Annotated in this window: 13 protein-coding genes; 10 read left to right on the forward strand and 3 right to left on the reverse strand. The window is 62.4% G+C overall.

Annotated elements, in window-relative coordinates; translation table 11 throughout:
• Positions 1–94: 94 nt before the first annotated feature.
• The gene (locus ACQR1F_RS31110; protein ID WP_434914481.1) at positions 95–1,288 is read left to right on the forward strand and encodes a sulfotransferase family 2 domain-containing protein; all 1,194 of its coding nucleotides are present in this window, start codon (positions 95–97) and stop codon (positions 1,286–1,288) included.
• A 5-nt stretch (positions 1,289–1,293) separates the two neighbouring features.
• Here the strand turns inward: ACQR1F_RS31110 and ACQR1F_RS31115 are convergent, their stop codons facing one another.
• The 3 genes from ACQR1F_RS31115 to ACQR1F_RS31125 all read right to left on the reverse strand — a co-directional run bounded on the left by ACQR1F_RS31115 (position 1,294) and on the right by ACQR1F_RS31125 (position 5,453).
• Complete coding sequence (locus tag ACQR1F_RS31115) at positions 1,294–3,150, reverse strand: TIGR04372 family glycosyltransferase (RefSeq protein WP_434914482.1); 1,857 nt, start codon at positions 3,148–3,150, stop codon at positions 1,294–1,296.
• 769 nt (positions 3,151–3,919) lie between these two features.
• Positions 3,920–4,219 carry a hypothetical protein gene (locus ACQR1F_RS31120; protein WP_434914483.1) on the reverse strand — a complete coding sequence of 100 codons (300 nt, stop codon included), beginning with the start codon at positions 4,217–4,219 and terminating at the stop codon, positions 3,920–3,922.
• Positions 4,220–4,511: 292 nt separating this feature from the next.
• Positions 4,512–5,453: a hypothetical protein gene (locus ACQR1F_RS31125; RefSeq protein ID WP_434914484.1), complete on the reverse strand. Its 942-nt coding sequence runs from the start codon at positions 5,451–5,453 to the stop codon at positions 4,512–4,514.
• Between the two features lie 243 nt (positions 5,454–5,696).
• Here ACQR1F_RS31125 and ACQR1F_RS31130 point away from each other — a divergent pair, with 243 nt between their 5' ends.
• The 9 genes from ACQR1F_RS31130 to ACQR1F_RS31170 form a co-directional block, all read left to right on the forward strand.
• The gene (locus tag ACQR1F_RS31130; protein ID WP_434914487.1) at positions 5,697–6,905 is read left to right on the forward strand and encodes a methyltransferase domain-containing protein; all 1,209 of its coding nucleotides are present in this window, start codon (positions 5,697–5,699) and stop codon (positions 6,903–6,905) included.
• Positions 6,902–7,438, forward strand: coding sequence for a WbuC family cupin fold metalloprotein (locus tag ACQR1F_RS31135; RefSeq protein ID WP_315805281.1), 537 nt, complete (start codon positions 6,902–6,904; stop codon positions 7,436–7,438). The genes ACQR1F_RS31130 and ACQR1F_RS31135 overlap by 4 nt, the downstream gene beginning before the upstream one ends.
• Positions 7,435–8,175, forward strand: coding sequence for an SDR family NAD(P)-dependent oxidoreductase (locus ACQR1F_RS31140; RefSeq protein ID WP_316183373.1), 741 nt, complete (start codon positions 7,435–7,437; stop codon positions 8,173–8,175). The genes ACQR1F_RS31135 and ACQR1F_RS31140 overlap by 4 nt, the downstream gene beginning before the upstream one ends.
• Before the next feature lie 69 nt (positions 8,176–8,244).
• Positions 8,245–9,510 carry a class I SAM-dependent methyltransferase gene (locus ACQR1F_RS31145; RefSeq protein ID WP_315805279.1) on the forward strand — a complete coding sequence of 422 codons (1,266 nt, stop codon included), beginning with the start codon at positions 8,245–8,247 and terminating at the stop codon, positions 9,508–9,510.
• A gap of 148 nt (positions 9,511–9,658) precedes the next feature.
• Positions 9,659–10,501, forward strand: coding sequence for an ABC transporter permease (locus ACQR1F_RS31150; protein WP_315805278.1), 843 nt, complete (start codon positions 9,659–9,661; stop codon positions 10,499–10,501).
• 33 nt (positions 10,502–10,534) lie between these two features.
• Positions 10,535–11,284, forward strand: a complete 750-nt coding sequence (locus ACQR1F_RS31155) for an ABC transporter ATP-binding protein (protein WP_315805277.1) — start codon at positions 10,535–10,537, stop codon at positions 11,282–11,284.
• 43 nt (positions 11,285–11,327) lie between these two features.
• Complete coding sequence (locus ACQR1F_RS31160; RefSeq protein WP_434889103.1) at positions 11,328–12,395, forward strand: glycosyltransferase family 2 protein; 1,068 nt, start codon at positions 11,328–11,330, stop codon at positions 12,393–12,395.
• On the forward strand, positions 12,392–14,494 hold the full coding sequence (locus ACQR1F_RS31165) for a TIGR04372 family glycosyltransferase (protein ID WP_434914485.1): 2,103 nt from the start codon (positions 12,392–12,394) through the stop codon (positions 14,492–14,494). The genes ACQR1F_RS31160 and ACQR1F_RS31165 overlap by 4 nt, the downstream gene beginning before the upstream one ends.
• A 269-nt stretch (positions 14,495–14,763) precedes the next feature.
• Positions 14,764–16,470 (forward strand): NF038122 family metalloprotease (locus tag ACQR1F_RS31170; protein ID WP_434914486.1); only part of this gene is annotated, 1,707 nt, incomplete at its 3' end.

Here is a 16,470-nt window from a genome sequence, read left to right on the forward strand (position 1 = left end):
GCACGACGGCATACGTGAGCGACTGGACTCAGGCCACTAGGCCCACCTAAGATTAAAATCAAACGCGCCTCAGCGTGAGTGAGGACAGATGCGAATGGCGAAGCCCGGAACGATTTTTCAGCGGTTGCTGACAAAGTGGAGAACCACCGATGCGGACAATGTGGGCACCGCGCTAGATATTGATCGCCTGCGAAGCGAACGTGATGGATATCGTGCTGCGTACGAAAATCTAACGCAGCAAGCAACACAGTGGCACCTCGACGCTGACGGCTATCGGGCTGCTTTTGAGAGTCTTCAGGTTGAGGCTACCGAGTGGCGGCAAACGGCGGACGGTTTGCGTGCTGCCTATCAAAGCCTGACGCAGCAAGCAACGCAATGGCACCTCGATACCGATGGTTATCGGAATGCCTTCCAGAGTTTGCAAGCTGAAGCTACGCTGTGGCGCGAAACATCGGATGGTTTTTGTGCTGCATACGAGACGTGCTGCGCCGAACGTTCCAGGGCGCTTGATGAGCGTGACCGACTCTTCCGCGGCCTCGAGAAGTTCCTGGGGCGAGCGACCGCATCCGGGCCGGGACCTGACGGCCACCAGATCTGCTTTTTGCATATCGGCAAGACGGCGGGCACCTCGCTTCAGCACGCGCTCTCGGACGCCTTCAAGGACGCGGTCATCTTCCACGAGGAGCTTACCAACTTTGACACGGTAACGCCGCTTGAGCTCGTGATCCACGATCTCGTTATTGGCCATTTCACATATCAGCACGTCGCAAAACTCAGGAAGGATCGCTTCCTATTGACCTTCTTGCGCGATCCGACCGAACGCGTTATCTCGGCCTATTATTTCTTGAGAAAGAAATCTCCGATATCCGACTACAGTCGCCGCGCGATCGAGGCTGCTCGAATAATGTCGTTCTCGGAATTTCTTCGATGTGAAGATCCGCAGGTCCGGATGATCACGGAAAATTTTCAGGCCAGAACGCTCGCCTTGGACTTTAGGCCACAATATCGGAAACAAATCGGAGATTTACAACGTGAGGCGGAACTTAATCTTTCCGAATTCCAGTTCGTCGGAATAGTGGAGCACTATCGACAGAGCGTCGAGGTTCTTTCCCGACTTCTTGGGAGAACTCTAATCGCCCGAGAACTCAACTTGAACATGGACCGTCCGTTGCAAAGAGACATCGCGCCTCAAGACCTTGAGCTGATCCGGCAACTGAACGTCGTCGATCAGGCTCTCTATACTGGCGCGAAGGACCGCTTCGAGCAGACATACATGTGTAGAGTGTAAGCGAATTACCTGTTACCAGGAACCTCCGCGTCATCTCCCGAACGCAAGAACGCATCTTCGTACTTCTTCAGGTAATACGAGCTGATTGTGCTGGCACCATAATAGTGCGGGATAGCAAGCTGCTTCTGCCAACGAACTACCAGCGCTGAAGGACAACGCGCCGGCGGACGTCCTGAAGCTAATGCTTCCACTTCTTCAACGACTGCGGAAATTTCATCGGACGTATTGTTGTACGGCTGAGCCCCGCGGCGCCGAAGGACGCCTGCATCAAACTGCCGCCAACGCCATGGACTCGAAGTGAGTTGCGCCTGCGTCAGCATTGTCCCGTCGTCGCGACGAATCGGTTTGGGCGCGAACCGCACCCCTCCTGTCCAAAGCTGCGCGTCAGTGGTGATGCAGTTGACAAGAGCGCATGGGACGCCGAAGCTGATCGCTACATTCGTTAGCCCGGACGTGGTGCCGATGAACAGTTTAGCGTGACGGATCAAGCAGATATCCATCAATTCGGAACGGAAGCGACTGCGTGCATAATCGATCACACGATCCATTGGCGGCAGCTTGGGTGAATTCGGACCGCCGAGTTTGATCACCCATCCACCTCTGTCCGTGATGAAATGGACTGCATCGAGGTATGATTCAATGGGAGAATTACGATGAGTCTGGCCGGAGCCCTCGACCTCGGAATAGTGCGCAGCGTCGCGCGTGTGCAGGCAGACATACCAATCGTCCGGCTTCATGCCAAAGGCTTCGCGCATCCGCTGGAAACTGTCTTGCACCTCCGCCCGCGACCCGAAAATCCGATCATACTCGTCACGCAGCGGATGGCCTCGGCCCTCCTTCTCCCATTGCACAACGGCTAACGCTCCCGCCTCCTGCCACGGCACCACATCGCCGCTGGGAAGTGGGAATACGTTGAAGCTCATTCCATACCACCGCTGCAGCGACAGGAGCTCTTCGCCTATCGTTTGGGAGACGGACTCTCCAATGACCACAACTTCCGCAAATCTCTCGAACAGACGAGAAAAAGGCTTGTTGGCAACGAGATTGCGCCGCACGACAAGGACCGGCCGTCCCGACCACCAGCCCAGGTCGCGCATTCGGAACAAGATGTCAAGCATCCCAAGATGACCGATTTGGCTCGTCCATTCCTCCGCAAGGATCCGCAGTTGATCCAGCGGGATTCCCAACCTGGTGAGCAGGGCAGCAAGTTCCGCCGACAAGATCGGCACGACATTGCCGCGCAGCTGCGACTGCGCAACAAGAGCTCTTTCGAAAAGACCGATTCCCAGTTCGCCACGCCCGACGTGGGTTAAACGTTGGCCGGTGTAGTTGCAGAGATCAAACAGCCTCCCCCGTGAGCCGCAAGCGGAGTCGAGCGGATTGGGAACGTAGTTCTGAGCCGGCCGTGCAGCCATGTTCTGGTGCGGACGCATGTAATCCGAGTAGCCACAGCCGGCTTTGCGGGCGGATGCAACGGCGGCCGCCTCGTCACCCGCTATCAAGTCAAGCCCTCCCTTCAGAAAGGCGAGATGGTGCTCCCGTTCAAGATCGACTTGTCCTGCCACCTTCGATAGCAGTCGATGCGCTTTCTCAAATTCTCCGTGCTCGAACAGTTCGCGCGCGGTCCAGCTTGCAAGGTCAGTGGAACGGAAACCTAGTTGACCCTGCATGACCAATTCGTAGGCTTCGCGACAGGCCCCGATACGCAGGAGAACTCGCGCGGCGACAATCGGAAATTGCCGCATCAACCGTCCGGAAAACCGACGGGCGGGACGCTTCGCCAGTAGCGATGTCACGTGGCCCTGATAGGCGCTCTGGAGCCGGCGACCGCCGCGAACCCTGCTCGCCTCGACAGCCACCATGACCAGAAATGCCGAACGAGCCGGGAACAGAGATAGAAGCTTAGCCGCTAGACCGACGCCGAAGAGAAGCCATCGCCGGGACTGCAGCCGTGACCACCGTGCTGCTCCCCCGTACGCTGCAACGAGAGTGAGCGGCTCGGACGGCACCTCCAAACTCTTGTGCCTGCGCATTGTCATCACAGTTGTCAGATCCCAAGAACAGCATTTAATTAGTCGCCCGACCTCACGATCACATATTTCTAGCCCGGTCGTCATTTGCGATCAGACGAGAGCATCTTAGATCGGAGGCAAGCCGATGGCGAACGGCGCTCGGCCCCTTGTTCTCAAAACTCAACCCAAGTCGATACAGTCTTACGTGACCGAGAACACTCTCTCCGTAGCTGAAAATCTTGTGGAAAATGGATCAATATATGGCCTAACGCACCTGCCGAGCTGGTGCACGATAGCATCCTATAACCACAATACGACACGGCGAAGTTGGTCATCGTTTGCGTCCAGCTCGGCAATGTATAGCGGCCGCCATCACAGCACGACGCGGACTTTAGGGAAAGTAGCAAAATAGTCGTTTACAGCCTTTAGTTGCCCCCCCTGCCCAAGAAGCGTCAGACCTGACGAAGAATGCGTAGAGGCGGCATAGCTGGTCCTGTTCTTGCTCCGTTCGGATTCCCGTTGTCATGTCCAAAGCTCCAGTTCCGCCTTGCTCTTACTTGCTCGATCAAGCTCCTACCAACGCCAAGCAATGAAGGGCCGGACGGATACGTGCGCCGCTTTAGCTCAATCCTCGATTGATGATCGCGATCATCGCCTGGATCCATTCCTTGAGAGGCAATAGGCCTGTCCAGTGGATAATCAATAGAACAACGGACCACACCGCGAGCCTCTCGAGCATCAACCGGCCAAGCCCGACTGCGCCCAAAACAAAGGCGACCCCCGCTGCCACCGAAGATTTCAGAAGTCCTGCGCCAAGCGCCGAAAGCACCGACAAGACTATAACACACACGCAAATGGTGCGAGCCGCCGAGCGGGCCGTCGATAGCATGCGCCGCAGTAGTTCGTCTTCGTCACTCATGCAGTCGCACCCCCAACTACCTGTCACCGGAACAACGAAGAAGAATCATGCCTTCGTCGGTTCAGCCAAACATCTCGCAAAGCTACTTCCATCTGCTGTCGCACAATTATTCGGCAGATGCCCTCGCGTTCAAGCTGGCCAAGTCTGCTCCGATGGTGCGCGTGGTATTCTTCGCCGAATGTTGCAGATTGCGTGCTTGTAAATTTGCTTAGAGTCGCGAGGGGCTCGTCCCGAGCCCAACGTAGAGGTCGAGCAGGGTGCTGTCACAGACTACGGCGGACGCAAGCGCAAGCTATTTTCCTCGCGCGCGGCGCACTAGATCGGCTGCATCGCGGAGCGGCTGCGTAATTTGCCATGAGCGAGATCGCTTGAGAGCTACCAACTCGCGCTCTGCAGCGAGCAGTTCGCTCAGGCGCTGCTTGGAGAACGAGACGCCACGAGCCCCGCCCTTGTAGCGCTCCAGCATCGCTGTGGCGACCTCGGAGTGAGCCGTAGCGATTTCAAGTGAAGCACGGAACGGCGCGTCCGACGTCTTGCGCAGCACGGCATGAATGTTCAGCGCTGGCACGCGGTTATTCTCGCCCAGAGGTGCGCCTTCACTGAGAAGCGAATCACCGCTCATGGACGGGATATCGAGCAAATCAATCTTGCTTTCACCTGCCGGCGTCATCGCCATCTGCTCGATGACATAGTCGTTGGCTTGAGCCATCTCGCGGAAGAACAGCGGCGTGTAGCAATAATAGCCGTGATCGAGATAGCCGCTGGCAGGCAGCTGGTGATAGATGACGCCACCGACCTTCAAGGCGTCGTGCATGAACTCGAAGCAATTCCACTGATTGAGAATATGCTCTGTCGTTCCAAAATTGAAGATGACATCATAGTGACTGAGCATCTCGCTCGGCACCGGATCGAAGTTTAGGTCCAGAATCGTCGTCTTGAGCCCCGGACAGACGTCGACCGAATTGTACTCGATGTTGGTCAGGTCGGTGATCTCCGAGAAGAGCATTGTCCGTTCGCCGGAGCGCGGAGTCGAGAAGTAGACGAGGCGTTTGAGCTCGGCTTCGACTGTCGCTTCCGGCACCGTTGCGCCGCCTTGGCGGTGAATGAATTCCCTGAGCTGTTCTTCTCGGACAAACAGAACATTCTGGGGGCCAATATCGAGTATCTTGTTTCGTTCTGACGTCAAAAAGCCCTTGCGCTGCAAATAGATCGGGCCATTTAAGTTCATACCCACGAACACTATCTCCTCGAATCAAAGGGCGGCGTATAGAAGCTTGCGCTAGAATCGGACCGCAGATAAAGAATGCCCTGTCACTCGTCGAAGGATGAATACCAGCAAAGCGCTCTGGACGCTAGCCTGCGGTGCTCAGCTATCGCCACGGTCACCGTCGAATGCCCTTCGACACTGAGAATAGTGCTCGCGTGTCGTTCGGCCAGCGAATTGGCAATGATTTCCGAATCTAGCACGGATGCCAAGATGGTCAGACCTCCACCTGCTCCGACATGCCGGCTCTGCGGACAGACGATGACAGAGCCGACGCTGGCACTGGGATCTATACCCGTCTGCAATCAATTCAGCCGGTCTCCCGGCCCCGTCGCTGACATCGATCTCACTATCGTCGAGTGTGACGCCTGCCAGCTCGTCCAGCTTGGTGAGGTCTCCCCGCCCCATCTATTGAGGCCCGAGGTGCCCTGGATTCGCTATCGCGAGCCTGAAGGTCATCTTGAGGCGCTGGTGGAGAGCTTGTTCTCGTTGCGACCGGACGCACAAAGCGCCATCGGTACTGGCCCGTTCGAGCGGCCTTTGCTGTCGCGGCTTGCCGCGCGGGGGCTTGTTTCGCGCGCTCTCGAACTCGAGCCCGGCGCGGCCGCTGGCCGCTACCCTTATCTGGAGACCTGGCAGGCCAGCCTGAATGAGCCGCATCTCTCAGCAAAGGCGGCGCAGCTTGGCACTTTCGACATCGTGTCCTGCCGCTACGTCGTCGAGCACACACCGGAACCGGTCGCCGCGCTGCAGGCCCTGAAGCGCCTGCTCAATCCCGACGGCCTGCTGGTTGTTGAAGTTCCCGATAGCAGCAAGTTTCTTGCCGCTCGCGACTATTGCTTTCTCTGGGAGGAGCACAGCTGCTATTTCGTCGAAGAAACGTTTCGGTGTCTCGCAGAGTTGAGTGGCTTCTGGACTCGGGCGTTGCTGCGCTATCCCGGCGTCCTCGAAGACGCTCTGGCGGTTGTTCTCGAAGCCACCGACGCCCCAGTACCGGCCATTCTGGCGCGCGGCCCCTCTCGTATGTTCGAAGCCTATCGGGACGGCTTTGCGTCAACCCGGGAAGCCCTTCGCGCGAAGCTCGCGGCCCTGGCCGGTCCCGACCGCGATCGGATCGCGCTGTTCGGCATCGGCCATCACGCCATCATGTTCGTCAACGCCTTCGGCCTGGCCGACCTGATCGCGGTGGCCGTCGACGATGATGCCGACAAGGCCGGGTTTTTCCCGCCCGGCTTCCGTACACCTGTGGTAGGCTCCGAGCGGCTGCTCGACGACGAACGGATCAGGCTGTGCCTGTTTGCGATCGCGCCGCATATCGAGGCCAAGGTGCGTGAAAAGCTTGCGCCGCTCGCTGCCAGGGGCGTGGAATTCCGCTCGATCTACGCCGCGCTCGACAATTCGATCATGAGGGATCAAGCATGACGCTCGTCCAGAAATCCCCCGAGGTCTTCCTGGCCGAGGGCCCCATTTCATCGGTGGGCGCTGCCGAGATCAACACCCTGAAAGCCGCGGTGAAGGCCAGCCCGAAGCGGCGGGCCCGCATCAACGCCCATCCGGACGGCGATGACAGCCTGCATGAAATGATCATCGCGATCGATTCCAGCTCCTACATCCGTCCGCACAAGCACCCGGGCAAGAGCGAGGCCTTCCACATCATCGAGGGCGAGGTCGATATCGTGGTGTTCGACGACGACGGCCAGATCGAGCGTGTCGTCGAACTGGGGCCGCCGGGCGGTGCGCGGCCGTTCTACTACCGGATGTCGAACGCGTTCTTCCACACCCTGATCATCCGCAGCGACCTCCTGATCGTGCACGAGATCACCAACGGCCCGTTCCGCCCCGGCGCCAGCGTGTTCGCCGACTTCGCGCCCGAGGACAGCGACACCGCCAAGGCCGCAGCCTACCAGGCTGATCTCGTCCGGCGTGTCGCCGCACGGCAAGGCGTCGCGGCATGACCGACCATGCGGTCGTGGTCGGCGGCACCCGCGGCCTCGGCCGCGTGGTCGTCGAACGCTTCCTGGCGCGCGGCTGCGCCGTCAGCGTCGTGTCACGGCAGCGCCCGGCCGATTTTCCCGATCAGCCCGGCCTGAAGCATTTTTCCGCCGATCTCGAGCGCAGCGAGAGCTTTGCCGGGCTCTGGCGCGAGATCGCCGAGGCCTCCGGCCCGGTCCGCTACCTCGTCCTGAGCCAGCGCTTTCGCGGCCAGGGCGATCCCTGGGCCGGCGAGATCCAGGTCGGCCTGACCGCCTCGCGCGACCTGATCGAGGGCTTTTCCGGCCATTTTGCTGGCGATGGCGACCGCGCCATCGGCGTGGTCAGCTCGGTCTACGCCGAATTCGTCGGCTCCTCGCAGCCGGTCGGCTACCACGCCGTGAAGGGCGGCCTCAATGCGATGGTCCGGCATTACGCCGCAACGCTCGGCCGGCGCGGCATCCGCGTGAACGCGATCATGCCGCTGACCTACCTGAAGCGCGAATCGCGCATCTTCTATGAACAGAACGAGAAGCTGATGGAGACCTACCGGAAGCTGGTCCCGCTGGGCCGGCTCGGGACGGCCGAGGAATGCGCCGACGCCCTCGACTTCCTCTGCAGCCCGCGCGCGTCGTTCATCAACGGGCAGAGCCTGTTCCTGGATGGCGGAGTGTCCACAGTCTGGCAAGAAGAGGTCGCCAAGAGCTTCGCCGGCCTGTAAAACCCGCCGCAAATTCCTCTTCGGCCGACCATCCCGCCTGCGGGATCGCCAACCCAGGATCGACACCTCATGCAGCACGTCAAGCACAAGACCGATTGCCGCCTGTGCGGCTCGACCTCGCTCGATCACGTGCTGCCGATCAGGCCTTCGGCGATCGGCGACGCATTCGTGACGGCCGACCGGCTGAGCGAGAAGCAGGATCTCTACCCGCTCGACTGCTATCTCTGCCTCGACTGCGGCCATTTGCAGAATCTCGACGTCGTCGATCCCGACATCCTGTTTCGCGACTACACCTATCGCACCTCGGTCTCGCTCGGCCTCGTCGAGCACTTCAAGCGCTATGCGCAATCGGTGGTGTCCTCGCTCGGCATCCCCAAGGGCAGTCTGGTCGCCGAGATGGGCAGCAACGACGGCTCGCTGCTCAAGGCATTCAAGAACGAGGGCATGCGCGTGCAGGGCATCGACCCAGCCCGCGACATCGCGGCGACCGCCACCAAGGAAGGCGTGCCGACGATCCCGGATTTCTTCACCAGCGCGCTGGCGGCCCGCATCAAGGCTGAACAGGGCGAGGCCAAGCTGTTCTGCGCCAACAACGTGTTCGCGCATATCGACAACATGTCCGACGTCGTGAAGGGCATCCGTCTGCTGCTCGCCGACGACGGCGCCTTTGTGTTCGAGGTCTCCTACATCGTCGACATGATCGACAACATGGTGTTCGACACGATCTACCATGAGCACGTCTCGCATCACGCGCTGATCCCGCTCGAGACCTTCCTGAACCGGCACGACATGACGCTGTTCCACGTCGAACGCACCGGCACCAAGGGCGGCTCGATCCGAGCTTTTGCGCAGCCGAAATCGACCGGCAAGCGGCCGCGCTCGGCGGAGCTGTCGAAACTGATCGCCGAGGAGGAGCGGCGCGGGGTGACCAAGCCGCAGATCTACCGCGACTGGTTCGTCGCCATCGAAAACTGCAAGCGCCGGGTGCTCGCCACGCTCGACCAGGCCATCGCCGCGGGCAAGCTGGTCGCGGCCTACGGCGCCTCGACCACCACCACCACCCTGCTCTACCATTTCGAGCTGGAGAGCCGGATCAAGTTCATCGTCGACGACAACCAGCTCAAGCACGGCCGCTTCAGCCCGGGCGCCCACATCCCTGTGCTGCCGTCCAGCGAGCTCGCGACGCGCAAGCCCGACATCGTCGTGATTCTCGCCTGGATCTATGCGGAGCCGATCCTGAAGCGCAACCAGGCTTACCTGGACGCCGGCGGCCGCTTCCTGGTGCCGCTGCCGGAGCCGCGGATCGTCGACGCCTCGGGCTCGGTCGCGATCTGAGCCCGCGGCGGCGGCCTCAAGCTGACCGGTTGACAGTGCCCGCGTAACATGGTCCAGCAAGCCCCGGCGATTGGCCCCCGGGCGTGACGGACGTCCAACCGCTTTCGGCTGGTAAGCCAAATACTTACGGCTCTCGCGAGGTAGAAGGATGACCACCCTGACCGATGGACAGGTCGAGCGGTTCGTGGTTGCGGATCGGCGCCGCATCTCCTGGGCGCGCTGCCGCGAGGACATCGCGCCGTTCATCACCCGTCACGTCACCTGGCGTGCGCTCGCGGCCGGTGACATCCGATCGAAATACCGCCGCACCATGCTGGGCCCGTGGTGGATCACGGCCACCAATGCGATCACCGCACTGATCATGGGCACGGTGGCCGGCCGCTTCCTCGGCGCCGACATGAAGACCTACCTGCCCCACTTCATGGTCAGCATGACCATCTGGAGCTTCATCTCGTCCTCGCTCAGCGAAGCCTGCTACACGATGATCAATGCAGGCGGCATGATCAAGGCCGTCGACATGCCGATCCTGATCCATGTCATGCGCATGGTTCAGCGCAACCTGATCATCTTCCTGCACAACATCGCGGTGATCCCGTTCATCTGGCTCGTCTATCCATGGTCGGTCGGATTCGGAATGGTGCTCGCCATCCTCGGCCTGATGATCGTCTACGTCTTCGTCGTCAGCGCCTCGGTGATCGTCTCGATGATCTGCGTGCGCTATCGCGACGTGCCGCCCGTCATGGCGGCGGTGCTGCAGCTCCTGTTCTTCATCTCTCCGATCATCTGGGAGCCGTCGAGCATCCGCGGCGGCGAGTTGATCGTCACGCTCAATCCGATCGCCTATCTGCTGGCGGTCACGCGTGGTCCGCTGATGGGCGACGTTCCCGGCCTTGCGACCTGGGCCGGCGCCATTGGATCGGTCGCGGTCCTGACCGCGGCCATGATCTATATCTACACGCGCTATCGGTCGCGCGTCGTGTATTGGGCCTGACATCATGGCCGGAGACCTCTGGATCCGCCTCGAATGACTCTCATTGAAGCCAAGCAAATCGGTATCGAATTTCCCGTCGCACCCCCGAACGCACGATCATTCCGGCATCTGGCGATCAAGGCGGCCTCACGCGTCGGCGGCCGGGTCTCGAAGAGCGACGGCTCGTTCCAGTTCGTCCAGGCGCTCGATGACATCAGCTTCACCCTGAAGCAGGGCGACCGGCTCGGCCTGCTCGGCCACAACGGCGCCGGCAAGACCACGCTGATCCGCGTGCTCGCCGGCATCTACGAGCCGACGAGCGGATCGCTGCGGACCGTGGGGCGGAACGTTCCGATGTTCGACATCGGTCTCGGCATGGACGAAGAGGCTTCGGGCTACGAGAACATCCGCACCCGCGGCCTCATCCTCGGGCTCTCGCCCGAGGAGATCGAGCAGCGCGTGCCGGAGATCGCCGAATTCGCCGAGCTCGGCGACTATCTGGAGCTGCCGATCCGGACCTATTCCTCCGGCATGCTGCTGCGCCTGGTGTTCTCGATCGCCGCCTCGATTCACGGCGACATCATCCTGATGGACGAGTGGATCGCGGTCGGTGACGCGCAGTTCCGCAAGAAGACCCACGGCCGGCTGCAGGAGATCACGAACCGCTCGGGAATCGTCGTGCTCGCCTCGCATGATCACGGCCTGCTGCGCGACACCTGCAATCTCGGGCTCTATCTTGATGGCGGCCGCGTGAGGGCCTTCGGCGCCCTGGACGACGTTGTCAAGGAACTCCCGAAGCCGTGAGAGACAGGCATCGGGGATGATGTGCCATGACGTTCACTGAGCCATGACTACGACGACCCGCCCAGCAACCTTGCCGACCGTCACGCTGGTCGTCCCAAACTTCAACCATGCCCGCTACCTGCCCGAGTCGCTCGGCAGCATCGCCAGCCAGACCCGCCTCCCAGACCGCGTCGTCATCATCGACGACTGCTCGACGGATGACAGCATCGCGGTCATTTCGCGCTTCGTGGCGGACCGGCCGAGCTGGCGGCTGATCCGCCACGAGACCAACCAGGGCGTCGTGCGCGGTCAGAACGAGGCGCTGGCGCTCGCGGACACCGAATGGATCGGCTTTCTCGGGGCCGACGACGCGCTGCATCCGACCTATCTCGAAAAGACGATGGCGCAGGCCGCCAGCCATCCCGAAGCCGGCCTGGTCTTCGCTTGCTGCGAGATCATCGGTCCTCAGGGGCCGTCCGCAAGGCGGATGCTGCGGCCGATGATGCTGCCCGCGTCGACCTCGGCGATGCTGGCGCCGGCCGACATTCGCGAGGCGCTGCGCTTTGGCGACAACTACTTCTCGGGGACCACATCGCTGTATCGCCGCACCGCCTTGCAGGCGCTCGGCGGATTCGACGTCCAGCTCGGCTCGTTCTCCGATGCCTTTCTCGCCCGGCGGCTGGCCTTGACCTATGGCTGCTGCTTCATCGCCGAGGCGCTCGGCTACTGGCGCATCCACGGCCAGAACTATTCGACGGCGACGGCGACCGATCCGGCTTCGCTCAACGCCAAGCTCGCCGACATCGGCGCGCTGATTGCGCAGAGCAAGTTGTTCCCCGAAGGCTATGGCGATCTATTCGCCCGGCGCAATCGCTTCGGCGCGGCGCGGATGGTGCTCGGCGGTGAAACGATGCCGTCGGCCAAGGCTGCGCGCGTATCCGCCTTGCTGGATGGCAACGCGCTCGACACGCACCTGCTTCGGGTGATGCTGAGCTTCGGGGCCGTCGGCCGCCTGGCCGCGCTGGCTTGGGTCACGCTCCGGACGCGGCCGATGTCGCTGACGCGCCTGCTTGCCCAGACCGCCGCCCGGCGCGCGATCTTGTCCGCCACCTCCGGCTATCGCGCGCCATGACGGCCCGCGCCCCCTTCGGCTCTCTCCGTCGCCGCCTCGGCGCCAAGGCTGTTCCTGCGCCGACTCGCGCCGTGCCGGCCGAGCAACCGTCGCCGCAGACGCCGCGAGGCCGCTGGTCGCCGCGGACGTGGCTGACGGCATCCGCGTTTCGCCTCTATGCGTTCCTGAGTGCGCGGCGCCGGCAATTGCTGCCGCTGACCACCCGCGCCGCGAACATCGTCGACAGCAGGCTGATCGTCGCGCCGGCCGGTGCGACGCTGCTCCGGCTGATGGACCGGCAATTGGCAAAGGGATCGCGCCTCGGCCGTTTGCTGGCGCTGACGGCCTCGACCACGCTGGCCGCGGCAGCGCAGATTCACCTCGCCGCCAGCCGCAAGCCGAGCGCGCTGCGTGCGGTGCGGATCTTGAACCTGATCTTCCGCAGCAATGTGCGCGCCAGAGCCGGTGTGGGCGCGCAGGCCTATTTCACGACGCTGGCACTGTGCAGCGCCTATGACCGCATCGTGCGCGAGGTGCCGCGGCCGGAGACGATCGACAGCTTCGCGATCAATTTCGCGGCCGGCGTCGCCCACATGTATCGCGGCAATCTTCCAGTCGCGGCGCATTTCCTGACGGCGGCCTCGGGCGACGGCAACGCGCTGCGCAAGCTCGGCGCCGTCCATGCCCTGGCCGGCGACCACGTTCAGGCCGCCGCGTGCTTCAAGGCGTCGGTCGCGCGCGATCCCCGCTCGGTGATGGCGCACCAGAACTATGCCGGCGGCTACGATCCATCGACCTATACGCCGAGCACCTGGGAGCTGGAGCATGCCGGCGAGCTCCTGATCTACGACAATTTGATCCAGCTCGGCGAGAACTTCTATCACCAGGGGCGCTACGAGGACACGTTCCGCAGCTATCAGGCCGCACTCGACCACCAGGATTCCTTGGCAGCCAAATGGTCGATTCCCGACGCGCTGATCGCGCGCATTGCCGGCGCCGGCAGCATCTTCGATCCCGCGCTCCCGGTCCGGCTGCTCGGCTACGAATGGGTGACGCTGATCGGCCACGTCGGCTTCATCGACTGCCATTTGCGCATGGCCGCGCTCGGCATGCTGCCGCGCGCCAACTACGTGCTGCTTGCCCCGGCAAGCAAGGTTGTCAACCAGCCATTCCTCAGGCTGTTCGATCAGCATGTCACGATCATCGAAGACCCCGCTCTCGTCGACGATCTGCTGCCCTATCAGCGGCTGGTCGGCGACCAGTTCATCGCCGTCCGGGGCAAGGACGGCATCGCCGAGCCGTGGGCTCACGCAGCGTCGCGCGCGCAGGTCGCCTGGGCCGAACAGCAGCGGCTGCCGATCGTGAAGGTCCCGTCGGAGCTGATGCAAACCGCAACGGCCAGGCTGCGTGCCGCCGGTGTCACCGCCGACTGGTTCGTCGCGATGCACATCCGCGAGGGCGGCTATCACGGCGATGGACCCGGCACCACGCGCCAGCATCGCTCCGCCAATGTCGGCGACTACCTCGACGCCATCGCCGCGATCACCGCACGCGGCGGCGCCGTGGTCAGGCTCGGCGATCGCAGCATGACGCCGCTGCGCGGCATGGCAGGCGTCTTCGACTACGCCCACAGCGACATCAAGTCGGCGGAGATGGACCTCTATCTTTGCGCTGCCGCCCGCCTGTTCGTCGGCACGACATCGGGCCTGACCACGGCCGTGCAGGCGCTGGGAACGCCGATGCTGCTCGTCAACTGCATCTCCAACGACTGCCAGTTCTGGCATGAGCGCACCGACTTCACCTTGCGCCCGGTCTATGACCGGCGCGCGCGGCGCTACCTCTCGCTGCGCGAGACCTATCGCCAGCCGCTGCAGGCACTGCTGATCGACACCGCCGTGCTGGCGCGCCACGGGCTCGAAATCCACCCGAATACCGCGCAGGACATCACGGCAGCCGTCCGCTACAAGCTCGATTGCCTGGACGGGATCGGCCGGCCCCTGCGTGAGGGCGGGCCACAGCTCGATCGCTATCGCGCCGCGCTCAGCGGCAACCCCTATAATTTCGGTGCTGCACTACCGGTCCCTGCGTTCCTGGACCGCCTGCCCGAGTTGCTGGATTGAACGCGTAAGCGAACCTCGGTTCGATGAACGCCCGCGACAGCCATCGCCGGTCGTTTTCCGGGGCTTCGGAACGCCCATTAACCTCCGAGCAAGATCGTTGCCCTGTAACTTGGGACGGTCACGATTCGACTCGGCAGCGTGTCGATACGGTCGAGCCATGCGCCCTCACGCGATGAGCCGGAACTGAGGCAATGCCTGGAGCATCCAACTTACAGTCGGTCACGACTTCACCTCCATACGACGCGGGGGTACCCCCGCCGTCGAATCCCGTGGAGCTGCCCGACGAGGCGGTCGAGGCCCAGCTCGCGCAGGGCGACTTCGGCGGGATTGGCGCGGTCACCGCGGTGAGCGCCGGCGGACTGACGATCAATCTGCTGTTCGACACCGCGGCGATGAATGCCCCCGCGAGCTTCCGGGCCGGCATTCAGCAGGCCGCCGCGATCCTCACCTCGATGATCTCGGACCGCATCACCGTCAACATCAAGATCGACTATAGCGGCGTCGGCGGCGGCGCGGCAGCCGGTCCTGACGGCGGCCAGTGGATGGGCTATTCGAGCGTCAGGTCCAACCTGATCAACTATGCCAGCCCAGGCGACACCACCTTCAATGCCCTGCCGGCGGGATCCAGCATCCAGGGACAGTCCTACGTCGCGGTGTGGAATTCGCAGCTCAAGCTGTGGGGCGGGCTCGGCGCCAACGATGCGACCACCGACGACGGCAGCGCGACCTTCGCCACCGACATCAATTCGAACCTGCTGGTCGGCGTGGCGCTGCACGAGCTGACGCACGCCTTCGGCCGCGTGCCCTACGGACCGCAGCCCGACGTCTTCGATCTGTTCCGCTTCTCCAGCCCCGGCGTGCGGCTGATGACCGGCGGCGCGACGGCGGGGACCGCCTATTTCTCCCTCGATGGCGGCTATACCAAGCTCGCCGATTACGGCCAATCCTCGGACCCCAGCGACTTCCTGAACAGCGGCGTGCAGGGCGGCAACGATCCGTTCAACGAGTTCTACACCTACAGCACGCTGCAGACGCTGACGGCCGTGGACCTCAAGCAGATGGACGCGCTCGGCTTTCATCTGGTCGGCGCGTCACCAGTCAGCATTGAAGCCTACGGCTCAACTGCTCTGGCTCAGGTGGGTCTCAACTACTACTTCATGCCCGTCGGAGGCAGCCTCGGACCTGAGCTCAAATACGGCGGCTCGCCGATCGTCGCCGGAAACGTCGGCGGCTGGATTCCGATCGGGGTCGAGGCAACCGGCGGCGGCTATGAACTCGCATGGAAGCTGCCCGGCAGCAATCTCTATTCCGTCTGGACCACCGACGCGAGCGGCAACTACAACGGCAATCTCGTTGGCAGCGCCCCAGGCACTGATCTCACGCTGCAGTCGCTCGAAGCCAGCTTCCACCAGGACCTGAACGGCGACGGCACGATCGGAATCCCCACTACGACTCTCGAGGCCTACGGCTCAACTGCTCTGGCCCAGGTAGATCTCAACTACTACTTCATGCCCGTTGGAGGCAGCCTCGGACCTGAGCTCAAATACAGCGGCTCGCCGATCGTCGCCGGAAACGTCGGCGGCTGGATTCCGATCGGGGTCGAGGCAACCGGCGGCGGCTATGAACTCGCATGGAAGCTGCCCGGCAGCAATCTCTATTCCGTCTGGACCACCGACGCGAGCGGCAACTACAACGGCAATCTCGTTGGCAGCGCCCCAGGCACTGATCTCACGCTGCAGTCGCTCGAAGCCAGCTTCCACCAGGACCTGAACGGCGACGGCACGATTGGAATCCCCACCACGACTCTCGAGGCCTACGGCTCAACTGCTCTGGCTCAGGTGGGTCTCAACTACTACTTCATGCCCGCTGGAGGCAGCCTCGGACCTGAACTCAAATACAGCGGCTCGCCGATCGTCGCCGGAAACGTCGGCGGCTGGATTCCGATCGGGGTCGAGGCAACCGGCGGCGGCTATGAA

Source organism: Bradyrhizobium sp. HKCCYLS3013, assembly GCF_051167615.1.
Lineage (GTDB): Bacteria > Pseudomonadota > Alphaproteobacteria > Rhizobiales > Xanthobacteraceae > Bradyrhizobium.

What these genes read in the sequence shown, in the direction of transcription:
- ACQR1F_RS31140 (WP_316183373.1), top strand. Translation starts at nt 7,435, where the DNA reads ATGACCGACCATGCGGTCGTGGTCGGCGGCACCCGCGGCCTCGGCCGC.
- ACQR1F_RS31155 (WP_315805277.1), top strand. Translation starts at nt 10,535, where the DNA reads ATGACTCTCATTGAAGCCAAGCAAATCGGTATCGAATTTCCCGTCGCA.
- ACQR1F_RS31150 (WP_315805278.1), top strand. Translation starts at nt 9,659, where the DNA reads ATGACCACCCTGACCGATGGACAGGTCGAGCGGTTCGTGGTTGCGGAT.
- ACQR1F_RS31115 (WP_434914482.1), bottom strand. Translation starts at nt 3,150, where the DNA reads ATGGTGGCTGTCGAGGCGAGCAGGGTTCGCGGCGGTCGCCGGCTCCAG.
- ACQR1F_RS31145 (WP_315805279.1), top strand. Translation starts at nt 8,245, where the DNA reads ATGCAGCACGTCAAGCACAAGACCGATTGCCGCCTGTGCGGCTCGACC.
- ACQR1F_RS31110 (WP_434914481.1), top strand. Translation starts at nt 95, where the DNA reads ATGGCGAAGCCCGGAACGATTTTTCAGCGGTTGCTGACAAAGTGGAGA.
- ACQR1F_RS31130 (WP_434914487.1), top strand. Translation starts at nt 5,697, where the DNA reads ATGGTCAGACCTCCACCTGCTCCGACATGCCGGCTCTGCGGACAGACG.
- ACQR1F_RS31135 (WP_315805281.1), top strand. Translation starts at nt 6,902, where the DNA reads ATGACGCTCGTCCAGAAATCCCCCGAGGTCTTCCTGGCCGAGGGCCCC.
- ACQR1F_RS31165 (WP_434914485.1), top strand. Translation starts at nt 12,392, where the DNA reads ATGACGGCCCGCGCCCCCTTCGGCTCTCTCCGTCGCCGCCTCGGCGCC.
- ACQR1F_RS31120 (WP_434914483.1), bottom strand. Translation starts at nt 4,219, where the DNA reads ATGAGTGACGAAGACGAACTACTGCGGCGCATGCTATCGACGGCCCGC.
- ACQR1F_RS31160 (WP_434889103.1), top strand. Translation starts at nt 11,328, where the DNA reads ATGACTACGACGACCCGCCCAGCAACCTTGCCGACCGTCACGCTGGTC.